This window comes from Burkholderia diffusa (assembly GCF_902499115.1).
Lineage (GTDB): Bacteria > Pseudomonadota > Gammaproteobacteria > Burkholderiales > Burkholderiaceae > Burkholderia > Burkholderia diffusa.
Genome location: NZ_CABVPN010000004.1, coordinates 63,236 through 80,274 on the forward strand (window position 1 = coordinate 63,236; position 17,039 = coordinate 80,274).

General features: G+C 67.6%; 16 protein-coding genes. 5 read left to right on the plus strand and 11 right to left on the minus strand.

Annotation, left to right across the window (positions count from 1 at the left end):
- Nucleotides 1-185: 185 nt before the first annotated feature.
- The 3 genes from BTE28158_RS05220 to BTE28158_RS05230 all read right to left on the minus strand — a co-directional run bounded on the left by BTE28158_RS05220 (nt 186) and on the right by BTE28158_RS05230 (nt 2,891).
- A complete protein-coding gene (locus BTE28158_RS05220) occupies nt 186-713 on the minus strand; it encodes a cytochrome b (RefSeq protein ID WP_151048173.1) in 528 nt (175 codons plus the stop codon).
- Nucleotides 714-783: 70 nt separating this feature from the next.
- Nucleotides 784-2,235 carry an ATP-binding protein gene (locus BTE28158_RS05225; protein ID WP_151048174.1) on the minus strand — a complete coding sequence of 484 codons (1,452 nt, stop codon included), beginning with the start codon at nt 2,233-2,235 and terminating at the stop codon, nt 784-786.
- Complete coding sequence (locus tag BTE28158_RS05230; protein ID WP_059600300.1) at nt 2,232-2,891, minus strand: response regulator; 660 nt, start codon at nt 2,889-2,891, stop codon at nt 2,232-2,234. The genes BTE28158_RS05225 and BTE28158_RS05230 overlap by 4 nt, the downstream gene beginning before the upstream one ends.
- A 231-nt stretch (nt 2,892-3,122) precedes the next feature.
- On the opposite strand from BTE28158_RS05230, the gene BTE28158_RS05235 reads away from it, so the two are divergent.
- The 3 genes from BTE28158_RS05235 (at nt 3,123) to BTE28158_RS05245 (ending at nt 5,844) form a co-directional block, all read left to right on the plus strand.
- Nucleotides 3,123-3,521: a hypothetical protein gene (locus BTE28158_RS05235; RefSeq protein ID WP_124622207.1), complete on the plus strand. Its 399-nt coding sequence runs from the start codon at nt 3,123-3,125 to the stop codon at nt 3,519-3,521.
- Nucleotides 3,522-3,589: 68 nt separating this feature from the next.
- Nucleotides 3,590-4,759 (plus strand): bacteriohopanetetrol glucosamine biosynthesis glycosyltransferase HpnI, encoded by a 1,170-nt coding sequence (hpnI, locus tag BTE28158_RS05240; protein WP_124901077.1) that lies wholly within the window; start codon nt 3,590-3,592, stop codon nt 4,757-4,759.
- A complete protein-coding gene (locus BTE28158_RS05245) occupies nt 4,756-5,844 on the plus strand; it encodes a lysylphosphatidylglycerol synthase domain-containing protein (protein ID WP_151048175.1) in 1,089 nt (362 codons plus the stop codon). The genes hpnI and BTE28158_RS05245 overlap by 4 nt, the downstream gene beginning before the upstream one ends.
- A gap of 79 nt (nt 5,845-5,923) precedes the next feature.
- Here the strand turns inward: BTE28158_RS05245 and denD are convergent, their stop codons facing one another.
- The 8 genes from denD to BTE28158_RS05285 form a co-directional block, all read right to left on the minus strand.
- Nucleotides 5,924-6,895 carry a D-erythronate dehydrogenase gene (denD, locus tag BTE28158_RS05250; RefSeq protein ID WP_124622201.1) on the minus strand — a complete coding sequence of 324 codons (972 nt, stop codon included), beginning with the start codon at nt 6,893-6,895 and terminating at the stop codon, nt 5,924-5,926.
- Between the two features lie 28 nt (nt 6,896-6,923).
- On the minus strand, nt 6,924-7,700 hold the full coding sequence (otnI, locus tag BTE28158_RS05255) for a 2-oxo-tetronate isomerase (protein ID WP_059600295.1): 777 nt from the start codon (nt 7,698-7,700) through the stop codon (nt 6,924-6,926).
- A gap of 60 nt (nt 7,701-7,760) precedes the next feature.
- On the minus strand, nt 7,761-9,086 hold the full coding sequence (locus tag BTE28158_RS05260) for an MFS transporter (RefSeq protein WP_170296397.1): 1,326 nt from the start codon (nt 9,084-9,086) through the stop codon (nt 7,761-7,763).
- Nucleotides 9,087-9,225: 139 nt separating this feature from the next.
- Nucleotides 9,226-9,864 carry a 3-oxo-tetronate 4-phosphate decarboxylase gene (gene otnC / locus BTE28158_RS05265; protein WP_124622269.1) on the minus strand — a complete coding sequence of 213 codons (639 nt, stop codon included), beginning with the start codon at nt 9,862-9,864 and terminating at the stop codon, nt 9,226-9,228.
- Complete coding sequence (gene otnK, locus BTE28158_RS05270) at nt 9,864-11,150, minus strand: 3-oxo-tetronate kinase (RefSeq protein ID WP_151048176.1); 1,287 nt, start codon at nt 11,148-11,150, stop codon at nt 9,864-9,866. The genes otnC and otnK overlap by 1 nt, the downstream gene beginning before the upstream one ends.
- 19 nt (nt 11,151-11,169) lie before the next feature.
- On the minus strand, nt 11,170-12,060 hold the full coding sequence (gene ltnD / locus BTE28158_RS05275) for an L-threonate dehydrogenase (protein ID WP_059600292.1): 891 nt from the start codon (nt 12,058-12,060) through the stop codon (nt 11,170-11,172).
- An 84-nt stretch (nt 12,061-12,144) separates the two neighbouring features.
- On the minus strand, nt 12,145-12,849 hold the full coding sequence (locus tag BTE28158_RS05280; RefSeq protein ID WP_059452152.1) for a FadR/GntR family transcriptional regulator: 705 nt from the start codon (nt 12,847-12,849) through the stop codon (nt 12,145-12,147).
- 206 nt (nt 12,850-13,055) lie between these two features.
- A complete protein-coding gene (locus BTE28158_RS05285) occupies nt 13,056-14,129 on the minus strand; it encodes a GlxA family transcriptional regulator (protein ID WP_059600291.1) in 1,074 nt (357 codons plus the stop codon).
- Nucleotides 14,130-14,390: 261 nt separating this feature from the next.
- Here BTE28158_RS05285 and BTE28158_RS05290 point away from each other — a divergent pair, with 261 nt between their 5' ends.
- Together BTE28158_RS05290 and BTE28158_RS05295 are read left to right on the plus strand one after the other, a co-directional pair.
- Nucleotides 14,391-15,776, plus strand: a complete 1,386-nt coding sequence (locus BTE28158_RS05290; protein WP_059600290.1) for an L-serine ammonia-lyase — start codon at nt 14,391-14,393, stop codon at nt 15,774-15,776.
- 15 nt (nt 15,777-15,791) lie between these two features.
- Nucleotides 15,792-17,036 carry a sarcosine oxidase subunit beta family protein gene (locus tag BTE28158_RS05295; protein ID WP_006480591.1) on the plus strand — a complete coding sequence of 415 codons (1,245 nt, stop codon included), beginning with the start codon at nt 15,792-15,794 and terminating at the stop codon, nt 17,034-17,036.
- Nucleotides 17,037-17,039: the final 3 nt, after the last annotated feature.

The window sequence follows — 17,039 nt, forward strand, 5'->3', positions numbered from 1 at the left end:
CCGAATTGCACGGACGGCGAGGCCGTCGATCGCGCGCCGCTTCGCGCGGCGCCGCGATCAGCTCGTTGCCCGATTCCGATGGGCGCGCAGGTGGATCGCAGGATGAGCCGCGATGCAGGCGAGCGCGCGATCGGCCATTGCGGGGTATCTGCCCGTGACGGTGCGCAAGGGGGCAGGTGGCGAGATTACCAGAGCATCATCCGTTGCATGACCCTGTCGCGCAGGACGAAACGATGCGCGACCGCGGCCGAGACGTGAAGGCAGATGCCGCCGAACAGTGCCCACGCGAGGATGCCGTGCACATCGCCCATCGCGTGCCCGAATCCCGAGCCGGCCGCCGACAGCGCCGGCAACGGGACGACGCCGAACAGCGTCACGGCCCATGCGCGCGACGACGCATTGATCCAGCCGAGCAACGGCACCGCGATCAGCAGTGCATAGAGCCCGAAGTGCGTCACGCCGGACACCGCGCGCATCGCGGGCGACAGTTCGTCGGCGGGTGGGCGATGCGTCACGCGCCATAGCACGCGGCAAGCCATTGCGGCAAGCAGCGCGGTGCCCACGATCAGGTGCGCGGCGATCAGGCCGACCGGTTGAGTATCGCGATGCACGTCGGGCATCGTCCAGCCGATTGCATACTGCGCGACGACCAACGCCACGATCAGCCAGTGAAGAAGGCGTGCGACTGCGTCGTATCGGGCGGTTGTAGACATAAAAGCTCCTGGCAAGCGGATGAGGACCGTATCTTCCGGCGGATTTTACGGCCGAATCCTTAACGAGACGTTAAGCGTGCGGCCGCGCAGCGACTTCGCCCGATAACGCCTGCGTGCCATCGATCCGAGAGGATTCAGCCGACGGCAACGCGATCGTGACGCCGAGGCCGCGGCCGCCGATGCCCGGCCCGAACTGCACGGTTCCGCCGAAGTATTGCGCGATGCGCTGGACGATCGACAGCCCGAGTCCGCTGCCGGGCAACTGCGTGCCGACGCCGCGATAGAAACGATCACCGAGCCGCTCGTGCTCGCCCGGGGCGACGCCGGGCCCGTCGTCGCGCACGACGATGCGCTGCGCGGTGCCGTCGTCGTGTACGTCGATTTCGATGCGGCCACCTTGCCGGCCGTACTTGACCGCGTTGTCGAGCAGATTGTCGAGCAGGATGCCGAGCAGGATCGGATCGGCCAGGATCGCTCGCCCGGGCGTGCCGGTGGCGACGATGTCGATGAAGTGATCCGACGCCTTCGCGAGATGTCGCTCGATGGCCGCGTCGACCAGTTCGCGGACGACGACGGCGCGCACCGGAATGCGTTCGTATTCGTCGAGTCGCGCGAGCAGCAGCAACTGTTCGGCGAGACGCGCGCTGCGATCGACGCCTTGCACCACGCGCTGCATGGCGAGCTGCTTGCGCACCGGATCGTCTGTCGCGAGCGCCACCTGGGCCTGAACCTTGATCGCAGCCAGCGGCGTCTTGAGTTCGTGCGCCGCGTCTGACGTGAATGCCCGCTCGCGCACGATGGATTGCCGCAGTCTGGCGAGCAGGCGGTCGATCGCGTCGACCAGCGTGCGGACTTCTTCCGGGACGGTCGTGATGGCGAGCGGTTCGAGCGAGCGCGCATCGCGCGCGCCGATCTGCGTCGACAGCGTTTTCAGCGGTGCGAGACTGCGCCCGATCAGGTACCAGAGCAGCAACGCCAGCACCGGGAGCGCGAGGATCAGCGGCCAGACGATGCCGCGCGCGATGCCCGTCGCGAGATCGCTGCGCGTGTTGGCCGGCTCCATCACCCGTATCCATCGCCCCGACACGTCGTTGCGCAGCGTGTGCGTGCGCCATTGCGTGCCGCGTACGACGATCGTTGCGGGGGTGTCGCTTCGGCCCGCTGCATCGGGCTGGCCGGGGGCGTCGACCGGAAGGCTCGACGCAACGACGTTGCCCCGAGCGTCCCGGACTTCGAACAGCACGTCGCGCGGCAGACGATCGCCGTCGTTGTCTCGGGTCGCGGCCGACGTGCCGTGCGCCAGTTCGATGCGCGCGTCGGGCGGGAAGCGGGCGAGGCGCTCGAGGTCGGCCGGTGCAAGATCGACGAGCAGCGACGCATATTCGACGAGACGGGCGTCTTCCCATTCGCCGATCTCGCGTGTCGCGTGCCGGAAGCTGCCGAACACGGCGACGATCCACACGACGGTCACGCAGCCGAGCGCCATCGACGAAACGCGGCGTCGTATCGAGCGCGAGGTCATGGTTTGTCGACGACGTAGCCGATGCCCCGCACCGTCCGGATCAGTTCCGCGCCGAGCTTCTTGCGCAGGTTCGAGATGTGAACCTCGATCGCATTGCTTTCGATGCCTTCCTGCCATCCATACAGGCCGTCCTCGAGACGCGCCCGCGATTGGGGCATGCCCGCACGACTGACAAGCTGAACGAGGATGGTCCATTCGCGTGACGTCAGCGCGATGCGCGCGGCATCGCGTGTCACCGTCTGGGTGGTCAGGTCGATCGTGATGTCGCGCCACACGATCTCGTCGCCGGCGCGGCCCTGCGAGCGCCGCACGAGCGCGCGACAGCGGGCGAGCACCTCGGATAGCTCGAACGGTTTGGCGAGATAGTCGTCGGCGCCATCGTCGAGGCCGCGGACCCGATCGGCCACGGTGCCGCGCGCGGTCAGGACGAGCACCGGCGTGGTATCGCCCGCGTCCCGCATCGCACGCAGCAGTTCCGTTCCCGATTTGCCGGGCAAGCCGAGATCGAGGACGACGAGCGCGAAGCGCGTCGTCGCGAGCGCGGCGGCGGCGGCATGACCGTCGCGCAGCCAGTCGACCTGGTAACCGGCCTGACTCAGGCTGATTTCGAGGCCGCTGCCGATCAGGTCGTCGTCTTCGACAAGGAGGAGTCGCATGGTCGATTCGTGTGCAGATACGTGCAATTGTACGAGCCCGACTGTGCGCGCCGTGCAACGGATTGTAATTGCGTTCCCTCAAATATCGCCCGATTCTGAAGAACGCTTAAGGTTCGGCACCGACATTCCCGCTACCATCGCCCACAACATTTCTCGGGACGATCTCCGCTTCCCCTGATCCCGAACCGGGTTCGGCGCGTCCGGCACGCGCTTGCCCGTCCACCCGCGACCATGTCGATCGACGCACGATCGATGCGGGCCGTCCGCACGGGAGGTTCATTCCTGATGGCACCCTCGACGATCGAGCGCTGGCGCGCCTACTTGTTGATCGCCGCGCTCGCCGGTATGTTCATTCAGTGTTTCGTGCTGGTTTCGTTGTTTGCGCTGCGCGTACCCGAAGCGTTTTTCACGACGATGACATTCCGCATCTGGACCGTCGTCGCGGTCGCGACTGCGATCCTGTCAGCCCGTAAGGTGGCCGACGCGGCGTTCAGGGCCGCTGACGTGTGCGGCCATGTGCGCGTGTCCGGAATCGATCGCCGCACGGTAGTCGTGTCATCTGATTGCGCGTACCGTTGGTTGATCGTCCTGCATATCCGGCTCAACGGGAATCGATACGGCGGCGTGTAAGGGTGAGCGCGCGTTCACGCGTTCCTGCCCCGGGCGTCGCGGTCACTGGGCCACCACTGGGGAGAAGCATGGTATTGCTGCATGTGCTGTACGCGCTGGCCGGCGCGATGTCGATCGCCTGCGGGTTGGGCGTGTTGCTCGGCATTGCCTACACTGTCACGGCCAGCGTGCTCGTCGGCCGGTTCTTTTCGCGCGCGCGGGCGATGCCGCGCGATTATCCGGGCGTCACCGTCGCGAAACCGCTGCACGGCGACGAATGGAATCTCGTACAGCATCTTGAAAGCTTCTTCGTCCAGGATTATCCGGGGCCGGTACAGCATCTGTTCGGGGTGCACGATGCGGGCGACGCGGCGCTCGCGGCCGTCGAGACGCTGCGCGCGCGCTATCCGGACGCGAACATCAAGGTCGTCGCCGATGCGCGGTTGTACGGGCCGAACCGCAAGATCGCGAATCTCGTCAACATGCTCGAACATGCGGAGCATTCGGTGCTGTGTCTCGCCGACAGCGATGTGCTGGTCGAGCGCGATTATCTGCGTGCCGTCGTCGGCGCGCTACAGCAGCCGGAAGTCGGCATCGTGACGAGCGTGTATCGCGGCATCGCGTCGCCGGGCTTCTGGCCCGGTGTCGCCGTCGCGATGACGAACTACCATTTCCTGCCGGGCGTCATTACCGGGCTTTTCATCGGGCGCGCCCGTCCGTGCTTTGGCCAGACGATTGCGATCACGCGCGCAACGCTCGAACGCATCGGCGGGCTCGCGCGTTTCGCGCATCACCTGGCCGAGGATCACGCGCTCGGCGAAGCGGTGCGGCAGGTCGGCGCGCAGGTCGTCGTCCCGTCGTTCGTCGTCGGACATGCCTGTGTCGAAGAGACCTTCGCCAGCCTGTATGCGCACGAATTGCGCTGGAGCTGCACGATTCGCGCGGCGGACCGGCTCGGTCACGCCGGGTCGGTGCTGATGCACCCGGTGCCGCTCGCGCTGCTGGCCGTGCTGTTCTCTGGCGGCACGCGCGCCGCCTGCTGGCTGACGGTCGCGGCGCTCGCCGCGCGGGCGCTGCTGATGCTGAAAACGAGCCGTGCGACCGGTGCCGGGCTGCGCGGTGCCCTCTGGCTGCCGTTCGTCGATCTGCTGCAGTTCCTGGTGTTCGTGTCGAGCTTCTTCTCGTCGCACGTCGTCTGGCGCGGCACGCGCTTTCGCGTCGATCGCGAGGGCTTGCTGTCGCCGGCAGGGAAATCATGATGCACGACACGCATTTCGATGTCGAAGGCGCGGACCGGCGGTCCGCGCGTCGCGATGCACGGTTGCGGCATGCGGGGCGCGCGGCGGCGCTGGCCGGGCTGGTGCTCGCGGTGTGGCTGATCTGGCGCGAGCATCCGCTGGAGATCCTGCACCGGTTGCGGATCGCCGGCGCCGGGTTGCTGATCGCCGCGCTGGCCCACATCCTGCCGATGCTCGCGAATGCGTGGGACTGGCGGCTGCTGATCCGTGGCCCGCGCCGGCCGTCGTTCGCGACGATGCTCAAGCTCGTGTGGATCCGCGAATCGATCAACGGGCTGTTGCCGGTCGCGCGGATCGGCGGCGAGATCGTGTCGTTCAGCCTGCTGCGGCAGGCGGGCGTGCGCCCGGCGACCGCCGTGGCGAGCCTCGTCGCGGACATGCAGCTGACGCTGATCAGCCAGCTGGTGTTCGCGCTGGTCGCGATCGGCTACGTGCTCGAACACGTGTCGTCCGACGCCGCGCAGGTGGCCGCGCGCCTCGCCATCGGCATGGCGGCGCTCGTGCCGGTGCTGCTGCTGTTCGCGCTGGTTCAGCACGCGCGGCCGTTCGAGCGCGCGATGCGCGTGGTCAACCGCGTCACGAGCGGCAAGGTGGTGGCGCTGGTCGGCGAATCGGCACGCACCGACCAGTCGATCCGGATGATCTGGAGAAAGACGGGTATCGTCGTCCGCTATCTGGCGATCTGGCAGACGCTGCAATTTGTCGGCTATGCGCTGGAAATCTGGCTCGCGCTGCGTTTCCTCGGCGCCGATCCTACATTCGCGCAGGCGCTCGCGATCGAAGCGCTGATCCAGCTCCTGAGCAGCATCGCGTTCCTGATGCCGGGCGGGTTGGGCGTGCAGGAGGGCGGGTTCGTGCTGATCGGCGGGCTGCTCGGGTTCGACGCGACGACTTGCCTGGCGCTCGCCGGCGCGCGGCGCGTGCGCGACTTGCTGTTCTATCTGCCGGGCTTGCTGGCATGGCAGCATGCGGCCGGCGCGGCGCGCTCGCCGTACGAGGCGAAGCGCGCATCGATGCCCGTCGGGGAGTCCGCCGGGCCGCGCTGATGCGGCCCGACGTTGCCTGCCAGCCGGGCGGGAAGCGGCTCGCCGACGCGGCCGCGTGCCCCGCCGGGCGGCGCGGCCATCAACGCCGCTCGTCGGCGATGTAGCTGCGGATCACGTCCGCGAACGACGTGTCGCCCTTCAGTCCGAGCGCTTCGGCGCGCGCCGTGTCCCAGCGGCCCGGCCAGCTGCCGACGATCTTCTCGATGCGTTCGTCCGGCGCATGGCGAATCAGCTTCACGACGTCGTCGCCCGCGACTTCGCGCAGCGCCGCGATCATTTCGTCGACCGATACCGACAGGCCGGGCAGGTTGATCACGCGCTTGTTGCCGAGCTTCTCGCTGTCGATTTCGCAACCCGCGACGAGCGCGTCGATCGCGCCGCGCGGCGACAGCAGCCACAGCCGCGTCGAGCCGGGCACCGGGCATACGCTTTCCTCGCCGTTCAGCGGTTCGCGGATGATACCGCTCGCGAACGACGACGCGGCCGCGTTCGGGCGACCCGGCCGCACGCTGATGGTCGGCAGCCGCAGCACGCGGCCGTCGACGAAGCCGCGCCGTGCGTAGTCGCACAGCAGCAGTTCGGCGATCGCCTTCTCCGCGCCGTACGACGATTGCGGATTCAGCGCGGTGTCGTCCTGCACGACGTCGGGCAACACGCCGCCGTAGACGGCCACCGAGCTCGTGAACACGACGCGCGGACGATGGCCACGCGCGCGGCACACTTCAAGCAGCGTGCGCGACGCGTCGAGGTTGATCCGCATGCCGAGATCGAAATCGGCTTCGGCCTGGCCGCTGACGATTGCCGCGAGATGGAAGATCGCGCCCGTCTGCGCGTCGATCGCGCTTTCGAGCACCGTGCGATCGGCGATGTCGCCGACGATCGACGTCACGCGGGCGTCGCCGAAATCGCTGCCCTTGACGACGTCGAGCAGCACCAGCTCGTCGATCTTGCCGGTCCGGCCGTCGGGGCCGGTCAGTTCGCCGCGCTCGAGCAGCTTGCGCGCGAGACGCTGGCCGAGAAAGCCGGCGCCGCCGGTGATCAGTACTTTCATGTTGTGAGCCCTCTTCGGAATGCCTGGATTACAGATAAGGCTTGAGCCAGCCAAGCCCTTCGGACGTGCCGGCCTTCGGGCGATACTCGCAGCCGATCCAGCCGTCGTAGCCGAGCGCGTCGATCAGCGCGAACAGATACGGGTAGTTGAGTTCGCCGATGTCCGGCTCGTGACGCTCGGGCACGCCGGCGATCTGGATGTGGCCGATGCCCGCGAAATCGCGCTTGAGCTTCATCGCAAGGTCGCCCTCGACGATCTGGCAGTGATAGCAGTCGAACTGCACCTTCAGGTTCGGCGCGCCGACTTCCGCGCGGATGTCATGCGCATCGTCCTGGCGGCTCAGGAAATAGCCGGGCATGTCGCGCTGGTTGATCGGCTCGATCAGAATCGTCATGCCATGCGCGTCCGCCGCCTGCGCCGCATGCCGCAGGTTTGCCACGTAGGTATCGCGATGGCGCGCGCGGTCGGCGCCCGGCGCGACCATCCCGGCCATCACGTGCAGCTTCTTGTTGCCGAGCACGCGCGCATAGTCGAGCGCCTGGTCGATGCCGCGCCGGAACTCGTCCTCGCGGCCCGGCAACGACGCGATCCCGCGTTCGCCGGCGGCCCAGTCGCCGGGCGGCGCGTTGAACAGCGCCTGCTCGAGGTTGTGCGCGTCGAGGCGTGCGCGGATGTCCTCGGCGGCGAAGTCGTACGGGAACAGGTACTCGACGGCCTTGAAGCCGTCGTACGAGGCAGCGGCGAAGCGTTCGAGGAACGCGTGCTCGGTGTACATCATCGAGAGGTTGGCGGCGAAGCGGGGCATGGCAGCGGTTCCTGTGAATGAATGGGGCAGGGCGCACGGCGCCCCGCGTCGAATGACGGATCAGCGGTTCACGAGTTTCGCGGGCGTGAGCCACACGGCGATCGCGCCGATCACCAGCATGGCGGCCAGCACGTACATGCCGGACGCCGTGCTGTGCGTGGCGTCCTTCAGGTAGCCGATCACGTACGGGCTCGCGAACCCGGCGAGGTTGCCGACCGAGTTGATGATCGCGATCCCGGCGGCCGCGGCGGAGCCGGCGAGAAACGCGGTCGGCAGCGACCAGAACAGCGGTGCGCAGGTCAGCACGCCGCCCGCCGCGAGCGACAGGAACACGATCGACACCGCCGTATTGTGCGAGTACGACGCGGCGACCGCAAACCCGACCGCGCCCATCAGCGCCGGCACGATCAGGTGCCAGCGGCGTTCGCGGCGCTTGTCCGCGCTGTGGCCGAACAGGTTCATCACGACGATCGCGACGACGAACGGAATCGCCGACAGCAGGCCGATCTGCAACGTATCGGTGATGCCGGTCGACTTGACGAGCGTCGGCATCCAGAACGTGAGGCCGTACTGGCCGGTGACGAACGCGAAGTAGATCAGCGACATCCACCACATGCGCGGGTCGGAGAACACGGCCTTCAGCGAATGGCCGTGTTTCTGCTGTTCCTGCGGCTGCGCGGCGATTTCATCCTCGAGGATCTGCTTCTCGCGCTCGTCGAGCCATTTCGCGCTGCGGATGCTGTTGTCGAGATACAGGATCGTCGCGATGCCGACGAGCACGGCCGGCACGGCCTCGATCATGAACATCCATTGCCAGCCGTGGAAGCCCGAGCCGCCGTGAAAGCGCTCCATGATCCAGCCCGACAGCGGGTTGCCGAAGATGCCCGACACCGGGATCGCCGACATGAACACCGCGATGATCTTCGCGCGGCGATGCGACGGGAACCAGTACGTGAGGTACAGGATCACGCCCGGATAGAAGCCGGCTTCGGCGAGACCGAGCAGGAAGCGCAGCACGTAGAATTGCGTCGGCGTCTTCACGAACGCGAACAGCGCGGACAGCAGGCCCCACGTGATCATGATCCGCGCGATCCAGATGCGCGCGCCGATGCGGTGCATCAGCATGTTGCTCGGCAGCTCGAACAGGAAGTAGCCGAGGAAGAAGATGCCGGCGCCAAGGCCGAACACGGTTTCGCTGAACGCGAGGTCCTGAGACATCTGCAGCTTGGCGAAGCCGACGTTGACGCGGTCGAGATACGCGACCACGTAGCAGAGCATCAGGAACGGCACGATGCGCCAGAACACTTTCTTGTAGGTGCGGTCGAGTTCGGCCGATTGGGCGGGCGCGGCGGGCGAGCGGCCTGCGGCCGCGTCGAGAGCAGTCATTGTCGTCTCCTGGGATGTCATGTGCCGGCGGCGCGCACGCCGCCGGATTGTGTCGTGTGTGCTGATGGAGGGGCCCGCGCACACGGCGGGCATGGTACTCGGTTCGTAGTCCTGCGTGATCAGGACGCGATGCGTTGCGTCACCAGCGTGCGCCGAAGGTCTGGCGCAGCTCGTCGAGCGCCGTGTCGGACAACGGCTCGGGCTTCGGGTTCGTCATCAGCCAGAGCCGCGCGGTTTCCTCGAGCTCCTCGAGCGCGTACGACGCGTGCGACACCGACTGCCCCCACATCACCGGGCCGAGGCGGTCGAGCAGCACGCCGCGCACCTGGTCGGCGAGCGCCGCGACTTCGGCCGCGACCGCCGGGTCGCCGGGGCGGCGATAGCGGATCAGCGGAATGTGGCCGACCTTCATCACGTAGTACGGCGTGATCGGCGGCAGCACGTCGGTGTCGCGCCACACGCCCGCGAGCGTCAGCGCAACCAGGTGCGTCGAATGCGTGTGGACGATGCCGTTTGCTTCCGCGTTGCGCGCGTAGATGCCGCGATGCAGCGCGAGCGTCTTCGACGGCTTGCCGCCCGATACGGGCTGGCCGTCCAGGCCGACCTTCGCGATGTCGTTCGGGTCGAGCCGGCCGAGGCAGGCGTCGGTCGGCGTGATCAGCCAGCCGTCATCCAGACGCGCGCTGATGTTACCGGCGCTGCCGACGGCGTGGCCGCGCGCATACAGGCTCGCGCCGACGACGCAGATCTCTTCGCGCAGTTTCGCTTCGTGGCTCATCATGCGGCTCCGTCGAGCGCGCGCAGCGCCTTGTCGAAAAAGTCCACCGTGCCGAAGTTGCCGGATTTCAGCGCGAGGCCGAGCGGCTGCGCGTCGATGGTGGCCGTCGCCGGCACGCCCGGATCGATTTGCGCACCGATCTGCAGCGACTTCACGTCGAGCGCCTGCACGACCGCGCCGGACGTCTCGCCGCCGGCAACGACGAGCTTGCGCACGCCGAGGTCGCGCAAGCCCCTCGCGATCGCCGCGAGCGTGCTCTCGACGAGTTGGCCGGCCGCCTCGACGCCGAGCGCCTGCTGGACGGCCTTCACTTCGTCGGGCGTCGCGGTCGCGTAGATCAGCACGGGTTGGGGCAGGTGCGAGCGCGCGAATGCCAGTGCCGCGTCGACGACGGGTTCGCCGCGCGAGGCCGCGATCGGGTCGATCCGGAAGCTCGGGCGGCTTTCGCGCCACGCGGCGACCTGGGCGTTGGTCGCCTTCGAAGCGCTGCCGGCGAGCACGGCGGACAACCCGTCGATGCGCGGCAGCGAGGCTGCGTTGTCGCGCTCGGGCAGTTGATCCGCGCGGCGGAAATTCGCGGGCAGGCCGAGGGCGACGCCCGAGCCGCCGGTGACGAGCGGCAGGTCCGTGCACGCTTCGCCGAGCACGTAGAGGTCGCGATCCGACAACGCGTCGGCGATCGCGAAGCGCGCGCCTTCCGCGCGCAGCTGCTCGATCCGCGCGCGCACGGCGGCGGCGCCCAGGGCGATCGTGTCGTAGCGGATCAGGCCGACATGCGACTTCGTTTGCCGCTGCAGCACGCGCACGAGGTTCGCGTCCTTCATCGGCGTGAGCGGGTGGTTCTCCATGCCTGATTCGTTCAGCAGCACGTCGCCGACGAACAGATGGCCGCGGAAGATCGTGCGCCCGTTCTCCGGGAACGCCGGACACGCGATCGCGAAGCCGCCGCCGGCCGCATCGAGCAGTGCATCGGCGACGGGCCCGATGTTGCCCGCGTCGGTCGAGTCGAACGTTGAGCAGTACTTGAAGAAGAATTGCCGGCAACCCTGTGCGCGCAGCCATTCATGGGCGGCGAGCGATTGCGCGACGGCGTCGGCGGCGGGAATCGTGCGCGACTTCAGCGCGACGACGATCGCGTCGGCGTCGATTGCGGCGTCGCCGGCGGGTACGCCGATCGTCTGCACGGTACGCATGCCGCTCTTGACGAGCATGTTCGCGAGATCGGTCGCGCCGGTGAAATCGTCGGCGATGCAGCCGAGCAGGGGACGGGAAGCGGAAGCGGTCATGGCAGGAACGTCGTTCGAATCAGCGGGCGGGCGGCAGCGTGATGCCGGGGAAAGTCTTGATCACGGCGGAATCGTCCTCGCCGCCGTGGCCGGCGCTCGACGCGCTCATGAACATCTGGTGCGCGGTGGCCGACAGCGGCAGCGGGAACTTGCTGCGCCGCGCGGTATCGAGCACGAGGCCGAGATCCTTCACGAAGATGTCGACGGCGGACAGCGGCGTGTAGTCGCCGTTCAGGATGTGCGGCACGCGGTTCTCGAACATCCACGAGTTGCCGGCGCTGTGCGTGATCACGTCGTAGAGCGCGTCGGCATCGACGCCTTCGCGCAGGCCGAGCGCCATCGCCTCGGCGGCCGCCGCGATGTGCACGCCGGCCAGCAGTTGATTGATGATCTTCACCTTCGAGCCGATGCCGTGCGCGTCGCCGAGGCGATACACCTTGCCGGCGATCGCGTCGAGCACGTCGTCGCAGGCCGCATACGCGGCGGCGGGGCCCGACGTCATCATCGTCATCTCGCCGGAGGCCGCGCGCGCCGCGCCGCCGGACACCGGCGCGTCGAGCATTTGCAGGCCCGCGGCCTCGATGCGCGCGCCGAGCGCGACCGCGAAGTCGGGTGCGACGGTCGCGCTCGCGATTACGACGCCGCCGGGCTTCATCGCCGCGACCGCGCCGTGCTCGCCGAACAGCACCGTTTCGGTCTGCGCGGCATTGACGACGAGTGTGACGACGACATCGCACCGCGCGCCGAGTTCGGCCGGGCTCGCGCAGGGCACGCCGCCTTCGGCCGCGAACGCCTGCAGCACGGTGTCGCGCACGTCGCATGCATGCACGCGGAACCCCGCGCGCAGCAGCGAGCGGGCGACGCCGAGGCCCATCGCGCCGAGGCCGATGACTCCAACATTTCGTGACATGGTCAACCTTGATCGATTCGGGAAGAGGTTCGGGACAACGACGGCACCGGATTGGCCCGGGCCGCCGCATTCAGCAATCGTTCATCAGCAGATGCCGGCTTCCGCGAGACGGCGGGCGGCGTTGTACATGTGCGTGCGCGCCGCGTTGCGTGCCGCCATCGGGTCGCGCGCGCGGATCGCGTCGGCGATCGCCGCGTGTTCCTCGCGCACCTGCCGCGAGAAATCCTCGCGCGTCGCCTCGTTGCGCCGCGTGACCTTCACGCCGGCCTCGAGGTACTGGTTCAGGAACTGCAGTGTCTTCAGGAAATACGGGTTGCCGGTGACGGCCGCGATCGTGCGGTGGAACGCGACGTCTTCCGCGACGCCGTCGCGCCCTTCGGCCACCGCATCGTCGATCTTGCGCAGCGCGTCGTCGATGTCGGCCATGTCGTCGGCCGTGTGGTGCAGCGCAGCTTCGGCCGCGACTTCAGCCTCGATCGCGCGGCGCACCGCGAGAAGGTGCGGCAGCGAGCTGGCCTCGACGGCCTCCGCGTAGTCGATCCGTAGCGGCCGGATTGCGCCGTGCTGGTTCACGTACACGCCGCTGCCCTGGCGCGGCTCGACCACGCCTTCGTTCTTCAGCCGCGAGATCGCTTCGCGGATCACGGTGCGGCTCACGCCGAATTCCTGCGCGAGGACGGCTTCCGTCGGCAGCTTGCCGGTGGCCGAAAAACTGCCGACTTCGATCTGCTTCAGCAACTGCTGCGCGACGTGGTCGCTCATCGCACGGGCGGGAATTTTCTCGAACATGGCGCTCAGGTTTGTAAGGTGATGTGGTCATCATACAAATTTGAAGGTGCGTCAGCATCCGGGATAACCCTTGGTCAATGGGCCGTAACGTCGGCGAAATTGACTGGAACCGGTTCCAATTCGCCTGAAATTGCCGCGATCGTGTGCGGCGTCGAGGCGTGGGCAGGGGAAGGAAAGGGGACGCGCGCCGGCGGCGCGCGCGATCGTCAGTCGGCGATGTCTTCGACGGGATCGGGATCAGCCGCCATCGGTGCGCCGGCCTCCGTGCTGTCCCCGCCGCGTTCGCGATAGGTCGCCGGCGGCACGCCGAACTGCTTGCGGAACTCCCGGCCGAGGTGCGACGCGTCGGCGAACCCGCAACTCGACGCGATATCGGCGACGGTGCGGTCGGAGCTGGTCAGCAGCCAGGCGGCCGTGCGCAATCGCACCTGCTTCGCGAACGCCTGCGGGCTCTTGCCCGTTTCGGCCTTGAACAGCCGCTCGAGCTGGCGCGTCGACATGTCGAGCTTGCACGCGAGTTCCTCGAGCGGCAGCGCGCGGCCGACATGCTGTTCCATCAGGAGAATCGCGCGCTTGACCTTCGGGTGCGTGGCCGGCTCGAGGCCCGGCGGATGCGGCTGCGGCGCATTGCCCTTCTGCATCTCGCCGACGAGCAGGATGCGCAGTGCCTTCTGCACGGTCGCATGATCGAAATGGCGCAGCAGGACCGCGGCGGCGACGTCGATCGACGCCCGCCCGCCCGAGCAGGTGATCCGTCGCCGGTCGATCACGAACAGGCGATCGGCGATCAGCATGTCGGGATCGGCGTGCGGGAAGCGCTCGATGAAATCCCAGTAGTGGAACCAGCTCACGCAGGTGCGGTAGCCGTCGAGCACGTTCGCGCGCATCAGCGTGAACACGCCCGTGCAGATCCCGACGAGCGTCGCGCCGCCCGTCGCCGCGCGGCGGATGAAGTCGAGCGTTTCGGGGCCGGCTTGCGGCCCCGAATGCAGCAGGCCGCCGACCACGACGACGTAGTCGAACGGCTCGGCGCTCTCGAAGGTTTCCCACGGCGTGATCTGGATCCCGCAACTCGCGCGCACCGGCGCCAGCGTTTCGCCGATCACGCTCCACGCACAGCGCACCGGCTTGCTGTAGTCGCCGTCGTCGGCCGACAGCCGCAGCATGTCGACGAAACCCGAGAAGGCCGTGAGCGTGAAGTTCGGCAGCAGCACGATGCCGAAACGGATGCGCTGCGGCGCGGGTTCGGCGAGGGGGGAAGCGGGTACGTCGGGTGTCATCGCGGTCAATCTCGTCACGCCGGGAAGGCGGGTCTCACTCGTTGCAATCTGTTCGCGGGCACGGTTGCCGGCTGGCGCGGACCCTGGCCGACTTGTGGTTTTTCGTCGCCAACCATCGTCAAAACGCACTTTCCGGCCGTCCTGCGCGGGGCTTGGCGGCGGTATCCCACGCCGATGCCGTTTTTGTTCTATCGGCCAATTTTACGCTTTGATGTACTGATGCCAACGACATTTCACGTACGCCCACCCAGAGGAAGTCAGATGAACGTCAGCGCGTTCGACCTGTTCAAGATCGGTATCGGCCCGTCCAGCTCGCATACGGTTGGCCCGATGATCGCCGCGTGCCGCTTCGCGTCGCACATCGAGGACGCGAACCTGCTCGGCTTCGTGCGCCGCGTGCGGGTCGAACTATACGGCTCGCTCGGTGCAACGGGCAAGGGCCACGGCACGGACAAGGCGGTGCTGCTCGGCCTCGAGGGCCATCTGCCCGACACGATCGATCCGGACCTGATCGAGCCGCGGCTCGCGGCGATCCGCGCGGAGAAGTCGCTGGCGCTGCTCGGCAAGCAGACGATTCGCTTCGACGAGAAGGAGAACATCGGCTTCTATCGCAAGCTGATGAGCGGCACCAGCATCGTGCATCCGAACGGGATGCGCTTCCAGGCGTTCGACGAGCACGGCCAGCTGCTCGTCGAGAAGGAGTATTACTCGATCGGCGGCGGCTTCGTCGTGAACCGCGACGGCGATCGCGTGAACGGCGTACGTGCTGCGGCCGAAGTGCCGTACCCGTTCCGCACGGGCGACGACCTGATGCGCCAGTGCCGCGAACACGGGCTGTCGATCGCCGAGCTGATGCTGCGCAACGAATCCACGCTGCGTCCGGAAGACGAAGTGCGCGCCGGGCTGCTCGCGATCTGGCGCACGATGGCCGCATGCGTCGAGCGCGGCTGCAAGGTCGAGGGCGAACTGCCGGGCCCGATGCGCGTGAAGCGCCGCGCGGCCGAACTGAACGGGCGCCTGCGGGCGCGTTCGGAGGAGTCGCTGCGCGATCCGCTGTCGATGCTCGACTGGGTCAACCTGTATGCGATGGCCGTCAACGAGGAGAACGCGGCGGGCGGCCGGGTCGTCACCGCGCCCACGAACGGCGCGGCCGGCGTGATCCCCGCGGTGCTGCACTACTACGTGAAGTTCGTGCCGGGCTCGAACGAAGCCGGCATCGTCGAATTCCTGCTGACGGCCGCGGCGATCGGGATCATCTACAAGGAAACGGCGTCGATCTCGGGCGCGGAAGTCGGCTGCCAGGGCGAAGTGGGCGTCGCGTGCTCGATGGCCGCGGCCGCGCTCGCCGCGGTGATGGGCGGCACGCCCGACCAGGTCGAGAACGCGGCCGAGATCGGGATGGAGCACAACCTCGGCATGACCTGCGATCCGGTCGGCGGGCTCGTGCAGATTCCGTGCATCGAACGCAACGCGATGGGCGCGATCAAGGCGCTGAACGCATCGCGGATGGCGCTCAAGGGTAACGGCCAGCACTACGTATCGCTCGATTCGGTGATCAAGACGATGCGCGAGACGGGTGCCGACATGAAGACGAAATACAAGGAAACGTCGCGCGGCGGTCTTGCCGTGAACGTCATCGAATGCTAACGAAGGATCACTAACATGAGCCGCTACTCGATATTCAGCCTGTTCCGCAACGGCCTCTCGTATCACGAGAACTGGGAAAAGCAGTGGAAGAGCCCGGAACCGAAGAAGGAATACGACGTCGTGATCGTCGGCGGCGGCGGCCACGGCCTCGCGACCGCCTACTACCTCGCGAAGGAGCACGGCATCACGAACGTCGCGATCCTCGAGAAGGGCTGGATCGGCGGCGGCAACACCGCGCGCAACACGACGATCGTGCGCTCGAACTACCTGTGGGACGAATCGGCCGCGCTGTACGAGAAGGCGATGAAGCTGTGGGAAGGGCTGTCGCAGGACCTGAACTACAACGTGATGTTCAGCCAGCGCGGCGTGATGAACCTCGCGCACACGCTGCAGGACGTGCGTGACACCGAGCGTCGCGTGAACGCGAACCGCCTGAACGGCGTCGACGCCGAATTCCTGACGCCCGCGCAGATCAAGGAAATCGAGCCGACGATCAACCTGAACAGCCGCTACCCGGTGCTCGGCGCATCGATCCAGCGCCGTGCGGGCGTCGCGCGTCACGACGCGGTGGCCTGGGGCTTCGCCCGCGGCGCCGACCGCGCCGGCGTCGACATCATCCAGAACTGCCAGGTGACGGGCATTCGTCGCGAAGGCGGCGCGGTGGTCGGCGTCGATACGGTGAAGGGTTTCATCAAGGCGAAGAAGGTCGCGGTGGTCGCAGCCGGCAACACGACGACGCTCGCCGACATGGCCGGCGTGCGCCTGCCGATCGAGAGCCACCCGCTGCAGGCGCTGGTGTCCGAGCCGATCAAGCCGGTGGTCAACTCGGTGATCATGTCGAACGCGGTGCACGCGTACATCAGCCAGTCCGACAAGGGCGACCTCGTGATCGGCGCGGGTATCGACCAGTACACGGGCTTCGGCCAGCGCGGCAGCTTCCACATCATCGAAAGCACGCTGCAGGCGATCGTCGAGATGTTCCCGGTGTTCTCGCGCGTGCGGATGAACCGCCAGTGGGGCGGCATCGTCGACGTGTCGCCGGACGCGTGTCCGATCATCACCAAGACCGACGTGAAGGGGCTCTACTTCAACTGCGGCTGGGGCACCGGCGGCTTCAAGGCGACGCCGGGCTCGGGCTGGGTGTTCGCGCACACGATCGCCCGCGACGAACCGCATCCGCTGAACGCGCCGTTCGCGCTCGACCGCTTCTACACGGGCCACCTGATCGACGAGCACGGCGCTGCCGCCGTCGCGCACTGACCC